Origin of the sequence: Brevundimonas sp. UBA6550 (genome assembly GCF_002434505.1) — a bacterium.
Taxonomy (GTDB): Bacteria; Pseudomonadota; Alphaproteobacteria; order Caulobacterales; family Caulobacteraceae; genus Brevundimonas.
In genome coordinates this window covers 146,511-167,866 of the sequence record NZ_DJKE01000001.1, presented here as the reverse complement: position 1 = coordinate 167,866, position 21,356 = coordinate 146,511, and the positions used below count along the sequence as shown (strand labels likewise).

The 21,356-nt window shown below is 68.3% G+C and carries 22 protein-coding genes; 9 read left to right on the top strand and 13 right to left on the bottom strand.

All coding sequences use genetic code 11. The annotated features are described in order from the left end of the window. Position 1: 1 nt before the first annotated feature. The 3 genes from B3Z70_RS00765 to B3Z70_RS00755 all read left to right on the top strand — a co-directional run bounded on the left by B3Z70_RS00765 (position 2) and on the right by B3Z70_RS00755 (position 5,071). Positions 2 to 3,280: an efflux RND transporter permease subunit gene (locus B3Z70_RS00765; RefSeq protein WP_292044434.1), complete on the top strand. Its 3,279-nt coding sequence runs from the start codon at positions 2 to 4 to the stop codon at positions 3,278 to 3,280. Beyond that, a complete protein-coding gene (locus tag B3Z70_RS00760; protein ID WP_292044432.1) occupies positions 3,280 to 4,713 on the top strand; it encodes an efflux transporter outer membrane subunit in 1,434 nt (477 codons plus the stop codon). The genes B3Z70_RS00765 and B3Z70_RS00760 overlap by 1 nt, the downstream gene beginning before the upstream one ends. 151 nt (positions 4,714 to 4,864) lie before the next feature. Next, positions 4,865 to 5,071: a hypothetical protein gene (locus B3Z70_RS00755; protein WP_292044431.1), complete on the top strand. Its 207-nt coding sequence runs from the start codon at positions 4,865 to 4,867 to the stop codon at positions 5,069 to 5,071. Here B3Z70_RS00755 and B3Z70_RS00750 read toward each other — a convergent pair. From B3Z70_RS00750 to B3Z70_RS00720, 7 genes are all read right to left on the bottom strand, one after another. Then, entirely contained in the window at positions 5,068 to 5,244 is a 177-nt protein-coding gene (locus tag B3Z70_RS00750) for a hypothetical protein (protein ID WP_292044428.1), read from the bottom strand. The genes B3Z70_RS00755 and B3Z70_RS00750 overlap by 4 nt on opposite strands. A gap of 65 nt (positions 5,245 to 5,309) precedes the next feature. Beyond that, positions 5,310 to 6,401: an HlyD family secretion protein gene (locus B3Z70_RS00745; protein ID WP_292044426.1), complete on the bottom strand. Its 1,092-nt coding sequence runs from the start codon at positions 6,399 to 6,401 to the stop codon at positions 5,310 to 5,312. Between the two features lie 23 nt (positions 6,402 to 6,424). Next, a complete protein-coding gene (locus B3Z70_RS00740; RefSeq protein ID WP_292021723.1) occupies positions 6,425 to 8,128 on the bottom strand; it encodes an MFS transporter in 1,704 nt (567 codons plus the stop codon). After that, a complete protein-coding gene (locus B3Z70_RS00735) occupies positions 8,128 to 8,703 on the bottom strand; it encodes a TetR/AcrR family transcriptional regulator (RefSeq protein WP_292021725.1) in 576 nt (191 codons plus the stop codon). Before B3Z70_RS00735 ends, B3Z70_RS00740 begins: the two co-directional genes overlap by 1 nt. 208 nt (positions 8,704 to 8,911) lie before the next feature. Next, positions 8,912 to 9,421, bottom strand: a complete 510-nt coding sequence (locus B3Z70_RS00730) for a GNAT family N-acetyltransferase (RefSeq protein ID WP_292021727.1) — start codon at positions 9,419 to 9,421, stop codon at positions 8,912 to 8,914. Beyond that, entirely contained in the window at positions 9,418 to 11,493 is a 2,076-nt protein-coding gene (locus B3Z70_RS00725) for a S46 family peptidase (protein WP_292021729.1), read from the bottom strand. The genes B3Z70_RS00730 and B3Z70_RS00725 overlap by 4 nt, the downstream gene beginning before the upstream one ends. Before the next feature lie 171 nt (positions 11,494 to 11,664). Beyond that, on the bottom strand, positions 11,665 to 13,758 hold the full coding sequence (locus tag B3Z70_RS00720) for a S46 family peptidase (protein ID WP_292021731.1): 2,094 nt from the start codon (positions 13,756 to 13,758) through the stop codon (positions 11,665 to 11,667). A 224-nt stretch (positions 13,759 to 13,982) separates the two neighbouring features. On the opposite strand from B3Z70_RS00720, the gene B3Z70_RS00715 reads away from it, so the two are divergent. From B3Z70_RS00715 to B3Z70_RS00705, 3 genes are read left to right on the top strand one after another with little or no spacing between them, the layout of a single operon-like run. After that, complete coding sequence (locus B3Z70_RS00715) at positions 13,983 to 15,149, top strand: ABC transporter permease (protein ID WP_292021733.1); 1,167 nt, start codon at positions 13,983 to 13,985, stop codon at positions 15,147 to 15,149. Next, entirely contained in the window at positions 15,146 to 15,901 is a 756-nt protein-coding gene (locus B3Z70_RS00710; protein ID WP_292021735.1) for an ABC transporter ATP-binding protein, read from the top strand. The genes B3Z70_RS00715 and B3Z70_RS00710 overlap by 4 nt, the downstream gene beginning before the upstream one ends. Positions 15,902 to 15,928: 27 nt before the next feature. After that, complete coding sequence (locus tag B3Z70_RS00705) at positions 15,929 to 16,942, top strand: HlyD family secretion protein (RefSeq protein ID WP_292021737.1); 1,014 nt, start codon at positions 15,929 to 15,931, stop codon at positions 16,940 to 16,942. Positions 16,943 to 17,018: 76 nt separating this feature from the next. On the opposite strand, the gene B3Z70_RS00700 is transcribed toward B3Z70_RS00705, so the two are convergent. Both B3Z70_RS00700 and B3Z70_RS00695 read right to left on the bottom strand, forming a co-directional pair. Beyond that, positions 17,019 to 17,816 carry a crotonase/enoyl-CoA hydratase family protein gene (locus B3Z70_RS00700; protein WP_292021740.1) on the bottom strand — a complete coding sequence of 266 codons (798 nt, stop codon included), beginning with the start codon at positions 17,814 to 17,816 and terminating at the stop codon, positions 17,019 to 17,021. Positions 17,817 to 17,933: 117 nt separating this feature from the next. Continuing rightward, a complete protein-coding gene (locus B3Z70_RS00695; RefSeq protein ID WP_017505113.1) occupies positions 17,934 to 18,086 on the bottom strand; it encodes a hypothetical protein in 153 nt (50 codons plus the stop codon). A 156-nt stretch (positions 18,087 to 18,242) separates the two neighbouring features. On the opposite strand from B3Z70_RS00695, the gene B3Z70_RS00690 reads away from it, so the two are divergent. Both B3Z70_RS00690 and B3Z70_RS00685 read left to right on the top strand, forming a co-directional pair. Continuing rightward, positions 18,243 to 18,464, top strand: a complete 222-nt coding sequence (locus tag B3Z70_RS00690) for a DUF1289 domain-containing protein (RefSeq protein ID WP_292021743.1) — start codon at positions 18,243 to 18,245, stop codon at positions 18,462 to 18,464. Between the two features lie 76 nt (positions 18,465 to 18,540). After that, positions 18,541 to 19,059 carry a retropepsin-like aspartic protease family protein gene (locus tag B3Z70_RS00685; protein WP_292021745.1) on the top strand — a complete coding sequence of 173 codons (519 nt, stop codon included), beginning with the start codon at positions 18,541 to 18,543 and terminating at the stop codon, positions 19,057 to 19,059. On the opposite strand, the gene pgsA is transcribed toward B3Z70_RS00685, so the two are convergent. The 4 genes from pgsA to B3Z70_RS00665 are packed head-to-tail and all read right to left on the bottom strand — an operon-like array spanning position 19,056 to position 21,040. Continuing rightward, positions 19,056 to 19,685: a CDP-diacylglycerol--glycerol-3-phosphate 3-phosphatidyltransferase gene (pgsA, locus tag B3Z70_RS00680; RefSeq protein WP_292021747.1), complete on the bottom strand. Its 630-nt coding sequence runs from the start codon at positions 19,683 to 19,685 to the stop codon at positions 19,056 to 19,058. The two genes, B3Z70_RS00685 and pgsA, sit on opposite strands and share 4 nt — an antisense overlap. Continuing rightward, positions 19,682 to 20,137, bottom strand: coding sequence for a PIN domain-containing protein (locus B3Z70_RS00675; RefSeq protein WP_292021749.1), 456 nt, complete (start codon positions 20,135 to 20,137; stop codon positions 19,682 to 19,684). The genes pgsA and B3Z70_RS00675 overlap by 4 nt, the downstream gene beginning before the upstream one ends. Further along, positions 20,134 to 20,379, bottom strand: a complete 246-nt coding sequence (locus B3Z70_RS00670) for a type II toxin-antitoxin system Phd/YefM family antitoxin (RefSeq protein ID WP_292044424.1) — start codon at positions 20,377 to 20,379, stop codon at positions 20,134 to 20,136. Before B3Z70_RS00670 ends, B3Z70_RS00675 begins: the two co-directional genes overlap by 4 nt. 37 nt (positions 20,380 to 20,416) lie before the next feature. Then, positions 20,417 to 21,040, bottom strand: a complete 624-nt coding sequence (locus B3Z70_RS00665; RefSeq protein ID WP_292021751.1) for a carbonic anhydrase — start codon at positions 21,038 to 21,040, stop codon at positions 20,417 to 20,419. 68 nt (positions 21,041 to 21,108) lie between these two features. Here B3Z70_RS00665 and B3Z70_RS00660 point away from each other — a divergent pair, with 68 nt between their 5' ends. Further along, the gene (locus tag B3Z70_RS00660) at positions 21,109 to 21,345 is read left to right on the top strand and encodes an antitoxin (protein WP_045811950.1); all 237 of its coding nucleotides are present in this window, start codon (positions 21,109 to 21,111) and stop codon (positions 21,343 to 21,345) included. Positions 21,346 to 21,356: the final 11 nt, after the last annotated feature.

The following is a 21,356-nucleotide window of genomic DNA, read 5'->3' as shown; positions in this document are numbered from 1 at the left end:
CATGAACATCTCCCGCTTCTTCATCGACCGGCCGATCTTCGCGGCCGTGATTGCGGTGGTGATCTCCATCATCGGCATCGCGGCCTATCCGCTGCTGCCGCTGTCGCAGTATCCCGAGATCGCCCCGCCGACGATCACCATCAACGCCGCCTATCCCGGCGCCTCGGCCGAGACCCTGGCCGAGACCGTCGCCGCCCCCATCGAGCAGGAGGTGAACGGCGTCGAGAAGATGCTCTACATCACCTCCTCGTCCACCTCGGACGGGGCGGTGGCGATCACCGTGACCTTCCAGCCCGGAACGGACCTCGATTCCGCTCAGGTGCTGGTCCAGAACCGGGTCGCCCTGGCCGAGCCCCGCCTGCCCGAGGCGGTTCGCCAGACGGGTGTCGTGGTCAACAAGGCCGAGAGCGGCTTTTTGATGATCCTGGGCCTGACCTCGCCGGACGGCACGCTGGATAACGACTATGTCGGCAACTACGCCAACTCCACGCTGCGGGACCGCCTGCTGCGGATCGAGGGCGTGGGCGCGGTCCAGGTGTTCGGCGGCGGCAACTATTCGATGCGCGTCTGGATCGACCCGGCCAAGGCGGCCGAGCGCGGTCTGACAGGTCCCGAGATCGTCGCCGCCCTGCGCGCCCAGAACGTCCAGGCCGCCGCCGGCTCCATCGGCCAGCCGCCGTTCGCCAACAGCGCCGCCTCGTTCCAGCTGCCGGTCCAGGTTCAGGGCCGCCTCAGCGACCCGGATGAGTTCTCCAAGGTCATCCTGAAGACGGACGCCCAGGGGCGCGTCACCTATCTGCGCGACGTGGCGCGGATCGAACTGGGCGCCCAGGACTATGGCATTCGCGGCTTCTTCGACGGCCAGCGCGGCGTCGGCGTCGCCATCGTGCAGCAGCCGGGCGCCAACGCCCTGGGCACCGCCGACCGCGTCTTGAAAGAGGTCGACGCCATCAAGGCCGACCTGCCGGCCGGCATGAACGTCTCGGTGCCCTACAACCCGACCGAATTCGTCGCCGCCTCGGTGGAGTCGGTTCAGCACACCCTGGTCGAGGCCGTCATCCTGGTCGTCATCGTCATTATGGTCTTCCTGCAGACCTGGCGTGCGGCCATCATTCCCATCATCGCCATTCCCGTCGCCCTGGTCGGCACCTTCGCGGTGCAGCTGGCGCTGGGCTATTCGATCAACTCCCTGTCCCTGTTCGCCCTGGTCCTCGCGGTCGGCATCGTCGTCGATGACGCCATCGTCGTGGTCGAGAACGTGGAGCGGGCCATCAGCGAGGGCCTCAGTCCCAAGGAGGCCGCCTATCGCTCGATGCAGGAGGTGTCCGGCGCCCTGATCGCCATCGGTCTGGTGCTGATCTCGGTCTTCATCCCGACCATGTTCGTGCCCGGCATCCCCGGCATCTTCTACCGCCAGTTCGCGGTGGTGATCGCCTCGGCCTCGGTCATCTCCCTGTTCGTGTCGCTGACGCTGTCGCCGGCCATGGCCGCCCTGCTGCTGAAGCCGCACAAGAAGGATCACGAACACGCCCGCAAGCCGGGCGTCCTGGGCACGGTCGTCTATTACGGCGGCTGGGCCGGGCGGAAGTTCAACGAGGGCTTCGACTGGCTATCGGATCGCTACGGTCGTCTGACCGCGCGTCTGGTGCGTACGGTCGGTCTGGTGCTGATCGTCTACGCCGGCCTGCTGGGCCTGACCGCCTGGCGCCTGATCGACACCCCCTCGGGCTTCATCCCCGAACAGGATCAGGGCTTCCTGATCGGCGTGATCCAGCTGCCCGCCGGCGCCTCGCTTGATCGGACGGAGGCGGTGATGACGCGCGCCACCGACATCATCCGCAAGACCGACGGCGTGAACGGCGCCATCGCCTTCGCCGGCCTTGACGGCTCCAGCTTCTCGTTCGGCTCCAACGCCGCCACCATCTTCGTGCGCCTGAACCCGTTCGAGGAGCGCTCGAAGCAGGAGGCCGCGACCGCCCTGGCCGGGGCCATCACCCAGGCCACGGGTCAGATCGAGGACGCGCAGATCTTCGTCATCGCCCCCCCGGCGGTTCAGGGTCTGGGCACCGGCAACGGCTTCTCGATGATGATCCAGGATCGCGAAGGCGCCGGCTATCGTCCGCTGGAAGGCGCGACCTTCGCCATGATGGGCGCGGCCGCCCAGGCGCCGACCGAGGTGAACCAGGTCTTCTCGACCTACAACACCGCCTCGCCGCGCATCACCGCCGATGTCGACCGCGACAAGGCGCTGATGATGGGGGTCCAGCCCAGCGCCGTGTTCGACACGCTGGGGGTCTATCTCGGCTCGTCCTACGTCAACGACTTCAACATGCTGGGCCGCACCTTCCGGGTGACGGCGCAGGCGGAGCCGCAGTCGCGCGACGACATCGCCGACATCGCCAATCTGAAGACCAAGTCGTCGTCGGGGGCCATGGTGCCGATCGGTTCGGTGGCCAATCTGACGAACGATTCCGGTCCCTCCCGGATCGTGCGCTACAACCTGTTCCCGGCCGCCGAACTTCAGGGCAACGCCGCGGCGGGCGTGTCGTCGGGCGAGGCGCTGCAGGTCATGGAGCGTATGGCCGCACAGACCCTGCCGCAGGGCTTCTCCTACGAATGGACGGGTCTGGCCTATCAGCAGAAGGCGGCCGGTTCGGGCGCGACGGTCATCTTCCTGATGGCGGTGGTGTTCGTCTTCCTGGTGCTGGCGGCGCAGTATGAGGCGTTCACGCTTCCGCTGGCGGTCATCCTGATTGTGCCCATGTGTCTGCTCGCCGCCATCGTCGGGGTGAACCTGCGCGGCCTGGACAACAACATCCTGGTCCAGATCGGGCTGGTGGTGCTGATCGCCCTGGCGGCCAAGAACGCCATCCTGATCGTGGAGTTCGCCAAACAGGCCGAGGAAGAGCAGGGCATGAACCGGTTCGACGCGGCCGTCGCCGCCGCCAAGACCCGCATGCGTCCGATCCTGATGACCTCCTTCGCCTTCATCCTCGGCGTCGTGCCGCTGATGCTGGCGACGGGGCCGGGCGCGGAGATGCGTCAGTCCCTGGGCACCTCCGTCTTCTCGGGGATGCTGGGGGTGACCTTCTTCGGTCTGATCTTCACCCCGGTCTTCTATGTGGTCTGCCGCTGGCTGTCGTCCAAGCTGCCGCAGGGCCACAAGCCGGGACCCAAGCCGACCTCGAACCCTGATCGGATCGAGCGTTACGACGAAACCAGCGACCTGACCGATCCGAACGCGCCTGCGCCCGCGACCGGCCGGGGAGGGGACATCTGATGACCCGCAAATCCACGCTCAGCCTCCTGACCGCCGCAGCCTCCAGCGCCCTGCTGGCCGCCTGCGCGGTCGGGCCGAAGGCGCCGCCGGCGGACCTGCCGACGGCCGGAACCGGCGCCTTCGTCGGCTCCGCCAGCCCCACCGTCTCGACCGCCCAGGCGCGCGACGACTGGTGGCGGCTGTACGACGACCCGCAACTGGACGCCCTGATCCAGCAGGCCTTCGCCGAGAACAACCAGCTGGAGGCCGCCTTCGCCAATCTGCGCGCCGTCCGGGCGTCGCTGTCGGAGGCGCGCGTCGGCCGCTTCCCGACCACGACGACCAGCGCCCAGGCCCAGCGCAGCCGCGCCTCGGCCGCCACGGTCCAGGAGCTGCCGGCGGGCGAAAAGGCGCCGGAGATCGACACCTACGACGTCGGGATCCAGGCGGCCTATGAGGTCGATCTGTTCGGGCGGGTGGAATCGACCATCCGCGCCGCCCGCGCCGATACGCGCGCCGCCGAGGCCGCCCTGGCCACGGTTCAGGTGACGGTCGCGGCCGAGACCGCCCGCGCCTATGCGGATACCTGCTCGGCCAACGCCCAGATCGCGGTGGCCGAACGGACGCTGGAGCTGCAACGCAACACCGCCAGCCTGACCCAGACCCTACTGGACGGCGGGGCCGGCACCGGGCTGGACGTGGCCAGCGCCCGCGCGGCGGTGGCCCAGACCGCGGCGACCCTGCCGACCCTGCGCGCCGCCCGCAACGAGGCCCTGTTCCGCCTGTCCACCCTGATCGGCCGCACCCCGGCCGAGGCCAGCCAGGCGGCGGCGTCCTGCGTGCGTCCGCCCCAGCTGTCCCAGCCGATCCCGGTCGGCGACGGCGCCGCCCTCCTGGCCCGTCGTCCCGACGTGCGCCAGGCCGAGGCGGAACTGGCCGGTGCGGCCGCTCGCGTGAATGTGGCGACCGCCAACCTGTTTCCCCGCATCAGCCTGGGCGGCTCCTACGGCTCGACGGCGCTGAAGTCCGGCGATCTGGGCGAGGACCAGAATTACCGCTTCAGCTTCGGTCCGCTGATCAGCTGGTCTTTCCCCAACGTCTTCGCCGCTCGCGCTCAGATCAAGGCGGCCGGGGCCCGTTCGGACGCCGCCCTGGCCACCTTCGATCAGACGGTGCTGACGGCCCTGCAGGAGACGGAGACGGCGCTCAGCAACTACGCCAACGAGCTGGACCGCCGTGCGGCCCTGACCGAGGCGCGCGACCAGGCGGCCCGCGCCGCCGACCTGTCGCGCCTGCGCTTCAACGCCGGGGCCGACAGCTTCCTGTTGGTGCTGGACGCCCAGCGCACCCAGGCGGCGGCCGATGCGGCCCTGGCCCAGTCCGACGCTCTGGTCACCACCTATCAGATCGCCCTGTTCCGCGCCCTGGCCGGGGGCTGGCAGGCCGACAGCTGATCCTGCCGCAATCCTGAAACGGAAGGGCCGGGCGACGCATCGCCCGGCCCTTTTTCGTTCGTCCACAGGCTGGCGAGCGCCTCGGTGTTCCGCATTTGTTCCGATCATGCTCTAACCGTCTGCGGCGGTCGGCGGCGTGATGGAGGATCAGATGAACGATGCAATCCTGGCCCGGATGATGGCCGAACTGGACGCCGAGCTGGCGCGGGCCGAGCCGTCCCTGCCGGCCTGCCCGGAACACACCCGCCAGACCGAGGTCATGCGCGCCCTGGCGCTGGGCCTGGGCAATTTCGAGCGGATGCGGGCGCATGACGCCCACCTCTTGGCGGCGCAGCTGTCTCCGCGCCGCGCCGCCTAGGGCTCGCGCTTGAAGGTGTCGCCGATGACCGAGGCGTCCGGGCCGTCCGGCCCGGCGCTCTTCTGCTCGGCCTGACCGACGCGCTTCACCACCTTGTCGGAGGTGGCGCCGTCCGGCTTTCCGGCGGGGTCTGCGCCGTTCTTTTCCCGGCCTTCGGTCTGTTCGCGGTCCATGGTCGTCTCCTTCTCGTTGAAGAGGGAGCGCGGCGCGGGCGAAGCCGTTCCTTGGCGGCCTGGGATCAGCCCGCCGTATCCACCTTGGCCACCACCGACATGCCCGGCGCCAGGCGTTGCGCGGCCTCCTGGCCGGGATCGATGCGGATGCGCACGGGGATGCGCTGGGCGACCTTGGTGAAGTTGCCGGTGGCGTTGTCGGGACGGATGACGCTGAACTCCGACCCGGCGGCGGGGGCGATGCGTTCGACGCGGCCGCGCAGCGTCTGGCCGCCCAGGGCGTCGACGGTCAGGGTGACGGGCTGGCCGACGCGGATGTTGCGCATCTGCGTCTCCTTCATATTGGCGGTGACCCAGACCACGTCGGGCACCAGGCCCATCAGCTGGGTCCCGGCCGTGACATACTGGCCCTGACGCACCCCGACCTCGCCTAGCCGACCGGCGCGCGGCGCGACGATGCGGGTGTTGGCCAGGTCGATCTGGGCCAGGCGCACGGCGGCGCGGGCGTTCTCCACGGCGGCGGCCAGGCTGTCGCGGCCGACCACGGCGGAGGTGACGCCGGTCTGGGCGATGCCCTCGGCGGCGCGGGCCTGGGCGACCTGGGCCTGGGCGCTGCGCAGGGCGGCCTCGGCGATATCGACATTGGCCTGGGCCACCCAGCCGCCGGCCTTCAGGGTGCGGGCGCGATTGGCGTCGGCCTGAGCCCGCGTCAGCGTCGCCTCGGCGGCGGCGATGGAGGCGCGCTGCTGGGCCACCGATCCCCGCGCGGACGCCTGGGTCTGGGTCGAGTTGGACAGGGCCGCCTCGGCCGCGTGCAGACTGGCCTCGGCCTGCTCCAGTCGCTGACGATAGATGCGGTCGTCCACCTGGGCCAGCAGCTGGCCCTGCTGCACCGTCTGGAAGTCCTGAACCGGAACCTGGGTGACATAGCCGCTGACCTGCGGGCTGATCAGCGTGACCTGGCCCCGCACATAGGCGTTGTCGGTGCGCTGGATATGGCCGGTGAAGGGCGGCAACTGCCAGGCGTAGAGCACCAGGCCGATGGCCAGCACGGCGATACAGGCCGCCACCACCGACCACAGGACGCGCTTCTTCGGCTCGGGCGCCGGGGCGGGTTGAGGAGCAGGAGCGGAGGTCGGGGCGGTGGTGTCGGTCATGTCGGTTCGGCTCTCGGAAGGTCTCAGTCGACGGCGGCGGCTGCGGCGGCCTGTTGCGCCGCCAGCCGGGCGTCTTGGCGCGCCTGTTTGCGGGCCTTGAAGCGGGGAAGAAGGTGGATGACCGTGATCCAGGCGCAGCCCAGGGCGGCGATCACGGAAATGAGCAGGAAGACGTCGTTATAGGCCAGGATATTGGCCTGCTGCGTCACCTGTCGGCTCAGCAGGGCGACGCCCTCGGCCTTCAGGAGGGCCGGGTCGCCGATGACGTGGCCATAGGCGCCGGACAACTGGGCCAGGCGTTGCACGACCAGCGGGTTCATGGCGTCGATGCCGGCGGCCAGCTCGTTGGAGTGAAACTTCTCGCGCACGATCTGGACCGTGCCGACCAGGGCCGAACCGGCCAGGCCCCCCACGTTCTGCAGCACGCTGAACATGACGATGAAGCTGATCAGATTGCGCGGATTGGTCTGCAACACCCGTCCCACCCCGATCAGCAAGGCCGGCCCCACGAACATGGCCGAGGCGAAGGCGATCAGGGCCTGGCTGAAATACAGCTGGGCCGGGCGGGTCAGGACGGTGGCGTGGCTGTCGATGAAGGCGCCGATGGCGATCAGACCCAGGGCGATGGCGATGGGCTTGTGCAGCTTGGTCATGTTGAGCGTCAGGGCGCTGACCGCCGTGCCCGCCATCATCGACAGCAGGATCAGCAGGAACAGGCCGTGAAGCTGATCCTGGCCCAGGCCGACGACGGTCAGGAACCCCACCGCGCCCGAGGTCTGTTCGGACAGGGTGACGCGGATCAGGATGACGGCTCCGAACAGGCGCAGCACGTCCTTGCCGGTCAGCCAGCGGGTGTTGATCAGCGGATTGGCGCGATTATGCTCGATCACCAGGGCCACGCTCAGCAGGATGATCGACCCGACCAGGGCCCAGCCGATCCACGCCGCCTCGGTCCACCAGACGATCCGACCCAGCCCCAGCACGGCGGCCAGAAGCGCCACGCCCGGCGCGAACAGGGCGAAGGTCAGAAAGTCCAGCGGCTCGAACAGTTTCAGCCGCTCGGACGGGGGCAGACGCAGCACCTGCACCGCCGCCCAGGCCAGAAGCGCCATCCCCAGTTCGAAGGTGTAAAACGCCTTCCAGTCGTTCAACTGCAGCAGGGTCGGCATGACCAGACGCGCCACCGGCACGGCGAAACTGGCCAGGCCGATGCCGATCACCAGCCCCTTCAGACGATGCTGGGCCGGAAACGCCTGGATCATGTAGAGGAAGCCCAGGCTGCTCAGCCCCGCCGCCGCCATGCCGGCCGCCGCCCGCACCACCAGGGTCGATTCATAGTTGTCGACCAGCAGGTGCGCCGCGCAGGTGGCGACGAAGGCGCCCAGACAGATCTGAGTGAACAGGCGCAGGCCGTATTGCTGGCGGAACTTGACCAGGATCAGGTTCATACAGGCGTTGGTCATCACGAACACGACCGGCAGCCACGCCGCCTCGGTCAGGGTGATCCCCAGCGAGCCTTGCAGGCTGGTGATGTTGGCGGTGACGGCGGCGTTGCCCAGGGCGCCGACCATGGCCACCAGAACCCCCGTCAGGGCGTATTGCACCCTCAGCCAGGGCGCATGGTCCGGCGTGGCGGGCGAGCCGGGCAGGGTGGGCAGTTCGTGCGGCTTCAGCGTGGCGACATACTGGTCCCACGGCAGATGCCAGTGACGGTCGGCGCGGGCCATCAGAGCGCCTCCGCGCGGGGTTTCAGCCCGTCCAGGATGATGTCGCGCGTGCGCAGGGACACGGCCTCGCGCTCGGCCGCGTCGGCGCCCTGGAATCCGGCGCCCAGCAGGGTGGCGATCAGACGAATGTCCATCGGCCGCAAATCCTCCCGCACCAGACCGGCGGCCTGGGCCCGCCTCAGCGACGCGGCGCCCGCCTCCATCAAGCTCTGCCGCAAGGGGGTAAGCGCGTCCGGCGACCGCACGTTCCGCACCAGGCCCGCCAGACCGGCATTGCGGATCATGTCCTCGGCCAGCCGGTCCAGGAACCAGAAGAAGACGGCCGGGTCGTCGCCCTGTTCGTCGGTGCGACGCCCCAGGTCCGCGACATCGGCCTCCAGCACCGCCAGCGCCAGTTCGGTGCGGTCGGCGAAGTGGCGATAAAGCGTGCCGCGCCCGACTCCGGCCTTTTCCGCGATCAGGTCCAGCGGCGCGTCCAGCCCCTGTTCGGACAGCACGACGCGCGCCGCCTGCAACAGGGCGGCGCGGTTCTGAACGGCGTCCTTTCGGACAGGTCTGGGGGCGGGGCGCGACATGGTGACGCGCTTAAATGGACAGTCGTGTCCGTTTTGCAAGGGGCTACTAGCATCTTACCCTCTCCCGCTGGGAGAGGGCTTGAGCGCACGACGGCGACAGCCGGCGTTCTCGCGCGAAAGGGTAAGGGTCGAGTGCTACGACCTGGCTCACCAGCCGACCCTCATCCGGCCCTCCGGGCCACCTTCTCCCAATGGGAGAAGGGCAGGTTCAGAGCCCCTTCTCCAGCACCACGAACGCCAGTTCGGGCCGGGGCGGATCGACGGGGAAGGGGCGGGTCTCGCCGGTGGGGGCATAGCCGCGTCGCGCGTACCAGGCGATCAGTTCGGCGCGGCGATGGATCACCGTCATCTCCATGCGCCGCGCGCCGAACCGGGCCACGGCCTCGGCCTCTGCGGCGGCCAGCAGACGGCGCCCCAGGCCGGACGCCTGCAGCGTCGGCTCGACCGTCAACATCCCCAGATAGGCCAGGTCTTCTCCGGCGCGGGCGACCTGGACGCAGCCGATCAGATCATCGGCATGGTGCGCCAGCAGGATGACCCGTTCGGGATCGGCGATCAGACCCGCCAGCTCCTCGGCGCTGGTCCGCTCGTCGAACAGCAGATCGGCCTCGTGCGTCCATCCGGCCTTGGCCGTCTCGCCGCGATAGGCCCGCTCGATCAGCGGATGCAGGGCGGCGACATCGGCTGGGGTCGCGGCCCGAAAAGCGATCGGGCTCAACGGCGGACGCCCAGCTCCGCCAGCAGATGATCCATCCCATAGACGTCGCGCAGGGCCACCGTCACCGCCTGGGTGCTCACGATCACGCTGCGGTTGGTGTTGCGGTCGTAGCCATAGGCGTTGCGCTGGGTCAGGACGGTGGAATCGAAGTTGGCCCCGATGATCTCGCCCCGCGCGTTGACGGCGGGCGAGCCGGACGAGCCGCCGATGGTGTCGGTCGAGACGGCCATGTCCATCACCGCGTTCGGATCGATCCGGTCCTTGGCGGCCAGCAGCTTGGGCGCGACCTTGAACGGCTCGGCGCCGGTTGCGCGGTCCCACAGGCCGGCGAAGGTGGTGAAGGCGCCGAACCGCTGGCCCGGCACGTCGGAGCCTTCGACCTTGCCGTAGGTCAAACGCAGGGTGCCGGTCGCGTCGGGATAGACCGCGTCGCCATAGGCGGCGAAGCGGGCGGCGGCCAACTGCTCCGAGGCGCGGTCGGTCGGCGCCTTGACCTTGTTTTCCCACTCTGCGCGAACCGCGCGAGCGTCGGCGTCGATCGACAGCACATATTGGATCATCGGATCGTCGGACGCCTGAACCGCCGCCAGGCCGCCGGTCCACAGGGCGCGGCGCACCGCCGGATCGGCCAGCTTCGTGCCGGCGACGACGCGCGCCGACAGGTCCTCGGGGCTTTCCTTGCCCAGCAGGGTGCGGACATAGGGGCTGTCGACCGTCAGCCATTCGCGGGTCTTGGACAGCCACCATTCCAGCCGGATCTGCTCCAGTTCGGGATAGGTGGGCTTTTCAGCGAACAGACCGGATTCGACGCCCGGCAGGCGGCTGTCGGCGAACTCGGCCAGACGCTGGTCCGACGGCTTGGCCCGCTCCTGCGCGCCGCGCACGATGGCCTTGGCCCACTGGAACAGCTGCGATCCGCCCGCGACCGAGGTCGTGCCCATGGCGGTGCCGCCCTCCAGCAGGGCGGTGGGGGCATACAGTTCGCGGGCCAGCGGCTGGATGGTCTTCAGCGCCTCCCACGGGTTCGAGCCGTTGGCGTCGGCGGCGGCGTAACGCTGCATGAAGTCGGCCTCGGCCGCCGCCTTGGCCTGGATGAAGTCAGCGTCGGTCAGGGCGCGCATCCGGCCAAGGCCGCGCTTGTAGGTGTTCTCCACGCCGACGATGGGATCCATGGCGATAAAGGCCTGGTCCTCGCCTTCTTCGGCATAGCGGATCAGGCGGCCGCGCAGCTCCGAGGCGATCAGCTGATCCAGCGGCAGGACCACGTCGCGGATGGTCGCCAGTTGGTCCATCGTCAACAGGCGCTGGGTCGCGCCGGGGTTGCCCGAGACGAAGACGGCTTCGCCCTCGGTCGGCTTGTCGGCGTTCCAGACGAAGTGGGTCGGGGTCTTCACCGGCTTTCCGTCCTCGTACAGGCGGATGAAGGCGGCATCGATGGCGAAGCGGGGGAAGGAGAAGTTGTCCAGATCGCCGCCGAACGTCGCGGCGCGGTCTTCCGGCGCCCAGGCCAGACGCACGTCGGTGTATTTGCGGAACCTATACAGCTTGAACTGGCCGCCGCGATAAAGGCTGACGACCTGGCAGCGGATCTTGGGATCGTTTCCGCAGGCTTCGGTTTCGATCCGCCCGGCCTCGGCCTCGCGCGCCTGGGTGAAGGCCTGGCCCTCAAGTCCTTCGCCGGCCTTGTGCATCCGCTCGGTCACGTCGGAGATGTCGGTCAGGATTTCGGCTGTCGCGCCGGGGCATTTGCGCTCTTCCTCGCGCGTCCTGGGCGTAAAGCCGGTCTCGCCATACTGCTGTTGCGGCGTGGACAGGTTGGCCACGCAGGTGGCGACACAGTGGTTGTTGGTCATCACCAGGCCCTGGCCCGACACCACGCCCGCCGAACAGCCGCCGAACTTCACCGACGACAGCCGCACCCGATCCAGGAAGGCCTGGTCGATATTGGTCCCCAGCGTCTGGTTGGCGCGGGCGATCGGGAAGTTGTCGTAGGTCCACATGCCTTCCTCCGCGCGCGCCGACGTGGCGGCGAAGGCGAGAAGGGCGGCGGAGGCGAGGAGAAGAGGGCGCATGGAAAACTCCTGATCCTTCTCCCCCCGGGGGAGAAGGTGGGCCCGAAGGGCTCGGATGAGGGGGCTCTGTCCGCATTCAAAATGGAAAAAGGGGGCCTGGGTCAACCAGCCCCCTCATCCGTCTCGCTTGCGCGAGCCACCTTCTCCCCCGAAGGGAGAAGGATTTTCTTCTTAGCGACGCACGCCCAGTTCGCGCAGCAGGCGCGGCTGGTTGTAGACGTTGCGCAGGGCCTCGGTGATGGCGGCGGTCGAGACCGTCACCGTGCGGTTCAGCTCGGGGTCGTAACCGAAGCTGCCGCCCAGCGAGTGGATGTTGCCGTCGAAGGCGGCGCCGATGACTTCGCCCTTGGCGTTGATCACCGGCGAGCCCGAGTTGCCGCCGATGATGTCGTTGGTCGAGACGAAGTCATAGACGGTCGCCTTGTTCACCTTGTTCTCGGCCGCCAGCCAGTCGGTCGCCGCATTGAACGGCTCGGCGCCGGTGTTGCGCTCGTAGAGGCCGCCGATGTGGGTGAAGGGCTCCACCGTCACGCCGCGATAGGTCCAGCCCTTCACCTGGCCGTAGGACAGGCGCAGGGAGAAGGTCGCGTCGGGATACAGGTTGGTGCCGTAAACCGCGAACCGGGCCTGGGCGATCTTTTCGCCCGCGCGGCTGGTCGGGCCGGACACCGCCGATTCCCACTGGGTGCGCACGGCCTGGGCCGCGTCGTCATTGGCCAGGACGAAGGCGATCAGCGGATCGCCCGAGGCGGCCAGCTGCTCCGGCGTCATGGCCAGGGCCTGGGCTCGGAAGGCGGGATCGGCCAGGCGCGTGCCGTCGATCAGGCGCTGGGCCACCTGTTCGGGACTTTCCTTGCCCAGCAGCGCCTTAACGTTGGCGTTGTCGACGGTCAGATACTCGCGGGTCTTGGACAGCCAGAAGTCCAGGAAGATCTTCTCCAGGTCGGTCGAGATCGGCGTCTCGGTCGCCAGACGGCGGCCCAGCGAGGCGATGTCGGCGTCCGAATAGCCGGCGCGGCGCTCGGCCACCGGCTTGGCCCGCTCCTTGGAGGCGCGAACGATGGCCTTGGCGTAGCTGTACAGCTGCGACCGCTGGCCCGCCGCCGATTCCAGCTGGCGATAGGGCAGATACAGGTCGCGCTGGGCGGTCGAGACGCGCTCCAGATCGGCCCAGGGATCGCCGATGCGCTGGGCCAGGGCCGGGTCGGCGGCGACGCGCTGGCGCAGTTCCTGCTCTTCATTGCGCTTGGTGGCCATGAAGGCCGGATCGGTCAGGGCGCCCTGCTGGCCGTAGAAGACCTTGAAGCTGTTCTCCAGGCCGAACAGCGGATCGACGGTGACGCGCTTGGCCTCTTCGCCGGTGGTCGAATATTCCAGCAGGCGGCCGCGCAGTTCGGACGACTGGATCAGGGTCAGCGGCATCTGCTGATCGCGCAGCGCCTCCAACTGGGCCACCGTCAGCAGGCGCTGGGTCGAGCCGGGGTTGCCCGCGACGAAGGTGACGTCGCCGTCCTTGGGCGCATTGGCGTTCCAGGTCAGGTGGTTCGGCGTGGCGACCGGCTTGCCGTCCTCGTAGATGCGCAGGAAACCGGCGTCGAGGGCGTAGCGGGGGAAGTTGAAGTTGTCCGGGTCGCCGCCGAAGAAGGCCGCCTGGAACTCGGGCGCGAAGACCAGGCGCACGTCGTCGTATTTGCGGAACTTGTACAGCTTGTACTGGCCGCCGCGATAGAAGCTGATGACCTGGCAGGTCAGCTTCTGGTCGTCGCCGCAGACCTCCTTCTGGATCTTGTCGATCTCGGCCGCGCGGGCCTGGACGAAGGCGGCGCCCTCAAGCCCGGCGCCGGCGCCCACGACGCGGTCGGTGACGTCGGTGATGTCGGTCAGGATTTCGGCCGTCTGACCGGGGCATTTCTTCTCTTCCTCGCGGGAGCCGGGCATCCAGCCGTTCTTGACGTAGTCGTTCTGGGCCGTGGACAGGTCCTGCACGCACGAGACGACGCAGTGGTGGTTGGTCAGCACCAGACCTTCGCCCGACACCAGCGAGGCCGAGCAGCCCTGCAGGCGGACGGCGGCGTTGCGAACCCGGTCCAGCCAGGCCTGGTCGATGTTGGTGCCGTACTTTTGGTTCACCGTGGCGATGGGGAAGTTGTCGAAGGTCCACATCCCCTCGTCGGCCTTGGCGGGGGAGGCGGGCGCCGACAGGACGGCGGTCGCGGCGCCCAGGGCGGCCAGCGAGGCGGTGAGACGAAGCGAGGGCAAGGACATGGCGGCGTGTTTCCCGAAGCGTGGGACGGCCTGTCCCATCTGTTATGTTGTAACTAGCGCCGACAATAGGCCGGCGCCAAGGGCTGCACGGGCCTTAGTCTCCTGTTCAATACGGCGCAACCGATCAGGCCGGCCCGAACACGACCCAAGCCTTACTGCGATTTAACTTGGCGGTGCGATGGCTCGCGGTCAGATAGCACCCAGTTCGGGGGAACCGCCGGTTCATGTCGCTTGCACTTTCAACGCTGCTTTACGAATGGCGCCGCTACATGGCCGCCATCGTGGCGCTGGCCTTCTCGGGCCTGCTGGTCCTGGCCCAGGTCGGTATGTTCATGGGCATCGGCAAGGCGTTCACGGCCCAGATCGACCGTGCGCGCGCCGACATCATGATCCTCAGCCCCGGCGCCACGGCCCTGTTCAACGGCGGCCCGTCGGGCGTGCCGCGCCGCATCATGCCGGTGGTCTATCAGCACCCGGAGGTGGTCGCCGTCGCCGACCTGGATGGTTCGGGCGGTCGCTGGCAGAACATCGTCAAGGATCAGGACGCCCAGGGCAAGGATTCCCAGGGCGCCAAGAAGATGGAGTTCGTCAACGTCACCACCATCGACGCCGTGCCGGGCGCCGTGACGGTGCCGACCGACTATTCCGACGACCTGGTCGAGGCGCTGCGCCAGCCCTACGCCGTGGCGATCGACCAAACCGCCCTGGGGCGTCTAGGCGTCAAGCTGGGCGATCAGGCGTCCTATAACGGCAAGACCGTGAGGGTCGCCGCCGTCACCCAGGGCTATCCCAACATGATGCAGGCCACGGTGGTCATGTCGCGCGACACCCTGCGGATGCTGGGCGAGGCCAACACCGGCGAGCGGGTCGGGCCGCTGATGGTTCAGATCAAGAACCCCGCCCGCGCGACCATCGTCGTGGCCCAGTTGAACGCCATCGCCAACGGCCAGTTCAAGGCCTGGACCCGTCAGGACCTGGCCAAGGCCAACGAAGGCGCGATGATGAAGGAGAGCTTCATCGCCATCATGCTGGGCTTCTCGCTGTTCCTGGGCATCCTGATCGGCGTGGCCATCACCTGGCAGACGCTGCGCGGCGCCATCATGGCCAACATCAAGGAGTTCGCCTCGCTGCGGGCGCTGGGCGTGTCGATGGGGTCGCTGCGCCGGATCGTGCTGGAGCTCAGCTTCTGGGTCGGCATCGCCGGCGTGCTGGCGGCCTATGTCCTGACGTGGCTGGTCAGCCTGCTGGCGGCCGGCACGGGCCTGACCATGGCCTTCCCCCCGACGATGGTGCTGATGGTTTCGGCCATGCTGGTGCTGATCGCCCTGGGCTCCGGTTTCCTGTCGCTGGGCGTCCTGAAGAAGAGCCAGCCTGCGGATCTGCTGCGATGACCTCTCATACCACGACGCACGGCAAGCACGGCGATTTCGCCATCGAGGCCAAGGGGCTGGTCAAGCGGTTCAAGACCGGCCGCAGCTGGGTCGAGGTGTTGAAGGGCGTGGACTTCGACGCCCGCCACGGCGACCTGACCATGGTCATGGGGCCGTCCGGCTCGGGCAAGTCGACCCTGATCGCCAATCTGTCGGGCCTGCTGAAGCCCGAGGAGGGCCGGGTCGACATCCTGGACGTCGACGACCTGTGGAAATACGGCTCGGGTCGGATCGACAAGTTCCGGCTGGACCACTGCGGCTTCATCTTCCAGGGCTTCAACCTGTTCCCATCGCTGACGGCGCTGCAGCAGGTGATGACGGTGCTGAAATACCAGGGCCTGTCCAAGTCCGAGGCCAAGGCGCGGGCCACCACCGCCCTTGAGGAAGTCGGGCTGGGCCATCGCCTGAACCAGCGGCCCAGCGCCCTGTCGGGCGGCGAGAAGCAGCGCGTCGCCATCGCCCGCGCCCTGGCCAAGAACCCGCAGATCCTGTTCGCCGACGAACCGACCTCGGCCCTGGACGGGGAGAACGGCCAGGTCGTGATCCGTCTGTTGCGTCGCGCCGCCACCGAACACGGCGCCGCCGTCATCTGCGTGACCCACGACCCGCGCCTGGAGGCCTGGGCCGATCGCGTCATTCACATCGAGGACGGCAAGATCCTGGACGATCAGCGCCGCATCCCCAATCCCGACGCCCAGCTGGCGTCCCACTAAGCCCTCTCTCGAACGGACCCTGCCGTCATGCCCGCCTTCCTAAAGAACAAATGGCTCTGGATCGGACTGGTCCTGATCGTGCTGCTGGTCGGGGGCTTCATGGCCTTCTCCAAGGCCGGGGCCGCCAAGAAGGCGCAGCAGGAGAAGGAGGCGTCCCAGAAGATCGACAGCCCCTACGCCGCCATCGCCAACGGCAAGGCCGACGTCGAGGGCGGGGTGATCAAGGTCGCCGCCCGTCGCGGCGGCGTGGTGCGCGAGGTGCTGGTCAACGAGGGCGACCGCGTCGTCGCCGGCCAGATCCTGGCCCGCCAGGAAGACGACGAGACGCGCCTGGCCGCCCAGAGCGCCGCCGCCGCCGTCACCGAGGCGCGCGCCCAGCTGGGGATGTCGCGGGTCGAACTGACCACGGCCCGGCGCGAATACGACCGCCTGTCGAAACTGTCGGCCACCAACAATGTCGCGGCCCAGCGGCTGGACCAGGCGCGCGATCAGATCGCCCAGGCCGAGGCGCGCATCGCCTCTCAGGACGCCGCCATCCAGACGGCCCAGTCGCGTCTGGCCGAGGCCCGCTACAACCAGGAACTGACCGTCATCCGCGCGCCGATGGACGGTCGGATCGCCCGTCGCTACGCCCAGCCCGGCGCCGGCGCATCGACCCTGAACGTGACGGCCATGTTCGATCTGGAGCCGGACACCGACCGCATCGTCCGCGCCGAAATCGTCGAGGCCGACATCCCCAATGTCACGGTCGGTCAGGAGGTCGAACTGACCCCGGAGGGCGATCCCACCAAGATCACCGTGGGCCGCGTGCTGCGCCGCGCCGCCGTGTTCGGCGCCCGTCAGCTGCAGTCCGAAGACCCCTCGGCCCGCACAGACGAGCGGGTGGTCGAGGTGGTGGTCTCGGCCGACAACACGCCCTTCCTGATCGGCCAGCGCGTTCTGGTGAAGTTCATGAAGCCTGGTCAGAAGGCAGGCGTCGCCCGTCCGGTCCAGGCCGGCGTCGGCCCGTCCGCCGCCATGCGCCCGGCGGGCCAGAAGTAGGCGGCTCTGCCGATCGATCGGGGGAAGGGGGCGCTGCGGCGCCCCTTTTTCGTTTGGGGGCGATCAGCGGTCCCGTTCAGTTTCCTGTGAAATCGCCCGGTCGCTTTTCCAGCACGGCGCCGACGCCTTCCTGATGGTCGTCGGTCAGGTGGGCCAGGGCCTGCATGGCCGCCGACATCTCCAGCATCTGATCGAAGGTCGTGTCCCGGCCCTGGCGCAGCAGGGTCTTGGCCATGCGCAGGGCCTGGGGCGGCTGGGCCGCGACCTGGGCGGCGGTGGTCAGGGCCTCGTCCATCAGGCTGTCGTGCGCGACGACCCGGTTGACTAGGCCCCATTCGGCCGCAGTCGCGGCGTCAATGGACCGGGCGGTGAACAGCAGCTCGGCGGCGCGGGCGTAGCCGATGTTGCGCGGCAGCAGCCACGATCCCCCGTCGCCGGGGATGATGCCCAGCTTCAGGAACGGCACGCCGAAGCTGGCGCGGTCCGAGGCGATGCGGATATCGCCCAGACCCGCGATGTCGCAGCCCAGCCCCATGGCCGCCCCGTTGACGGCGGCGATCAACGGAACCTCCAGCCCGTACAGCGACCGCACGATCCGGTGCACGACGCGGCGATAGCGTTCGCGGATCGCCGCGCCCGATCCCTCGAACAGGTCGCGCCGGTCGCGCATGGCCGTCAGGTCGCCGCCGGCCGAGAAGGCGCGCCCGGCGCCGGTCAGCACCACGCAGCGGACGGACGGATCGGCGTTGACCCGCTCGCACGCCGCCGCCACCTCGTCCCCGTCGCCCAGATCGGGCAGGGCGTTCAGCCGCGCCTCGCGGTCCAGCGTCCAGATCAGGATCGCGCCCCGTCTCTCTTCGGCGATCAGGCCCATGCGTCGTCTCCGATGTTCGCGCCCGTCATCGACCGGCGCCGCAGGGTTAGGCAAGGCCGCAATTGCAAAAGCCCCGGTCGTGACCGGGGCTTTTTCAGGCTTGGGCCGCAAAGGCCGTCAGCGTTTCTTGATCGTATAGGGTACGAAGTTGGACGGATGGCTGACCACCCGGCCCGAGTTCGACGGCATATGCCGACTGTTGACCAGCATCCCGCCCCACAGGGCGAAGGACATCATGGCGTGTTGGAGGTTACGCTCCTTATCGTTCATCTTGGCGTCTCCTTTCGCAGAACGATGAAAAGAGACACGTCGTACCAATGGGATTCCACCGTCAGTCGTTTCGCGTCATCGGACAACATAAGACACTTTCGTGAATTTGCAAATTTATTCGTCAGGAGTCGGAGTGTTTTTCGTTCCGATGTCACAATGACCACGCCCAATCCCGCTCGTCCCGGTCCGCCCAAGGCCATCGCCAGCCCCTGCGTCATGGTGTGCGCGGTCGATGGGGAGAGCGGCCTGTGCCTGGGATGCTTTCGCACCCTGAAGGAGATCGCCGGCTGGCGGGGCCTTAGCGACGACGAGCGGGCCGCCGTGATGGCCGACCTGCCCGGGCGACGGGACCGGATCGATCCGGCGAAACTGGCCTGATCGGTCCTGGGGTTTTAAGCTTTCGTCAGCCACGTCGTTTCACGGCATCCAAAGATCGCCCCGCTAGACAGGGGGCATGATCCGCATCGACTTCCAGTCCGTCATCGTGTTCGGCGTCGCCCTGACGGCGTCCTTCGCCACGGCGCTGACGATCCGGCATCTGGAGGGCGACGGGGCGGCCCAGGCGGCGACCGCCCCCGTCCCTGTCACGGCGCCGGCCGCGGTCGCAACGGCCGCCCAGGTGGTCAAGGCCGAAGACGGCCACTACTGGGCCCAGGCCCGGATCGACGGACGGGCGGTGCGGGTGCTGGTCGATACCGGCGCCAGCGTCGTGGTCCTGACGCGGGCCGATGCCGGGCGGCTGGGCGTCGCCCCGGAACCGGCGAGCTTCACCGGCCGGATCCAGACGGCGTCTGGCATGGTGCGCGCCGCGCCGGTGCGGCTGAACACCGTCTCGGTCGCCGGGGCGCGCGTGGATCGGGTCGAGGCGCTGGTGGTCGAGCAGGGGCTGGAATACTCCCTGCTGGGCATGAGCTACCTGGGTCGCCTGTCGGCCTTCGAGGCCACGCCGACGGGCCTGACGCTGCGGCCCTAAAGGTCCCGCATCTGGCGGCGGGCTTCGTGGAAATACTGCCAGCCGGTCCACAGGGTGATGATGGCGGCCAGCCAGATCAGCACGTCCGAGAAGAACTGGAAATTCTCCAGCCAGTCCAGCGACAGGCCGAAGCCGTCCCAGTTGCGGGCGAACAGCTGGCAGCCCAGGGCGACCAGCTGCAGCGTGGTCTTCCACTTGGCGGCCAGGGTGACGGGCAGTTCGATCCGCCCGGCCATGGTCTCGCGCAGGGCCGAGACGGCGAACTCGCGGAACAGGATCAGGCCGCAGGGAATGATGATCTGCGGCACGGAGCCGGACGTCAGCACGCCCAGGATGGCGCCGGTCACCAGAACCTTGTCCGCGATAGGGTCCAGGATGGCGCCCCAGCGGGTGGTGGCGTTCCAGCGCCGGGCCAGGAAGCCGTCGATCCAGTCGGTCGAGGCGGCGATGACGAAGATCCAGAAGGCGACGCGATAGAGGGCGAACTGGTCGTCGGGGCTCATCCACTGATCGGCCAGGGGGAAGCCGCTGGTCGCGCCCGCCAGGATCAGGAACATCACCACCCCGGCGGCCAGGCGCGCGCCGGTCAGGATGTTGGGAATGGGGTTGGCGCGGTGGGCGGTCATGGCAGGGTCTCCAGCAAGGACGCCAGCAGGGGATGCGGCGTCTCTGCGAACGGATTGGCGACGGTCACGCCTCGATAGACGAAGCCGTCCTGCATGTCTTCGGAAAGCAGAAGGCCGCACCCGGCTTCGGCGGCGATGGTCAGGATCAAGGCGTCCCATATTTGAAGATTGAAGAAAGCCGCTGCTTCGAGCGCGGCTTCCATGGTCGCGGACGTCGGAGCGGTCAGGCCGATGTCCTCCACCCATTTCCGCACGATCTCACGCGCGACCTTGGGCGGATGGCGGCCTTTGCGGGTCAGAATGTTGTAGAACTCGCCCGCGACCTGGGTCGGCAGGATCAGGTCGTGGTGCGCGACCTGACGAAGAACCTCTATCGCTCGGGCGCGACGTGGCGCGTCGTCACCGATGCCTGCCGCATAGCCCAGCACATTGGTGTCTAGCGCCAGCTTCAAGCGTAGCCGTCTTCGCGCGTGATGCGGCCTGCGCCGACGGCGGGCAGGGCGGCTAGCGCATCGACAAGAGCATGACGCCCTGCCACGCGATCTCCGTGGCTGTCGGCCCGATCCGTCGCGGGTGTCATTCTGACTAGCGGCTGGCCGCGCGCTGTGACGACATAGGATTCGCCCGCCGCGACTTCTCGAAACACGCGCGAAAAGTCACGATTGGCTTCGGTTGCGGTGATCGTGCGTTCCATGAATGCAATAGTAGTGATTTCACTACTATGTTGCAAGTCAAGCCAACGGTTCGAACCGGGGCTTGTCGGTCAGGGCGGTCAGGGCGCCCTCGGCGATGCCGAAGTGAAGGCCGCTGAGCTGAAGCTCGCCCTTGGCCTCGCGTTCGGCGATCCAGGGGAAGGTGCGCAGGTTTCGGATCGACAGGCGCACGATGGCCTCCTCGGCCGCGCGTTCCAGCTGGTCCGGGGCGACGGTCTCGGCCACGTGCTGGACGACGGGCGTCCCTTGCGCGATCCAGGGGCCGACGAAATCGGCGACGATGTCCGGCGCGCCGTGGATCATGGCGTTGACCCCGCCGCAGTGGGCGTGGCCCATGACCACGATCCGCTTGACGCCCAGCACCTTGACCCCGAACTCCAACGCCGCCGACACGCCGTGCAGCTTGCCGTCCGGCTCATAGGGCGGGACCAGATTGGCGACGTTGCGGACGACGAACAGTTCGCCCGGCTTGGCGTCGAAGATCAGGGCCGGATCGGCGCGGCTGTCGGAACAGGCGACGATCAGGGTGTGCGGCTTCTGGCCCTTGGTCGCCAGACTCTCGTACTCGGCGCGGGCGGTCGGCCAGTGGTCGGCGCGGAAGCGGCGATAGCCGGCGGTCAGTTCGTCTTCGATGTCGCTCATGCTGCGCCTGTAGCGTTTTGGGGGGCGGCGATAAATGGTGTATACTTGTCTATACGAAGGAGGCCGTCATGCCCGTCACCAGTCGAACCTTTCGAAGCGGAAACAGCGACGCGGTGCGTCTGCCCAAGGAAATCTCGTTCGGGCCGGGCGTCGAGGTCGAGATCGAGCGCAAGGGCGACGTCGTGACCATCTCGCCCAAGCAGAAGTCCGTGAAGGAGATGCTGGCCAAGCTGCGCAGCCTGCCCAAGCCCGACAGCATCGGCGTTCGCCACGAGGTCGAGATTCCCGAGCGTCCGGGCCTCTGAAACGTGGCCTA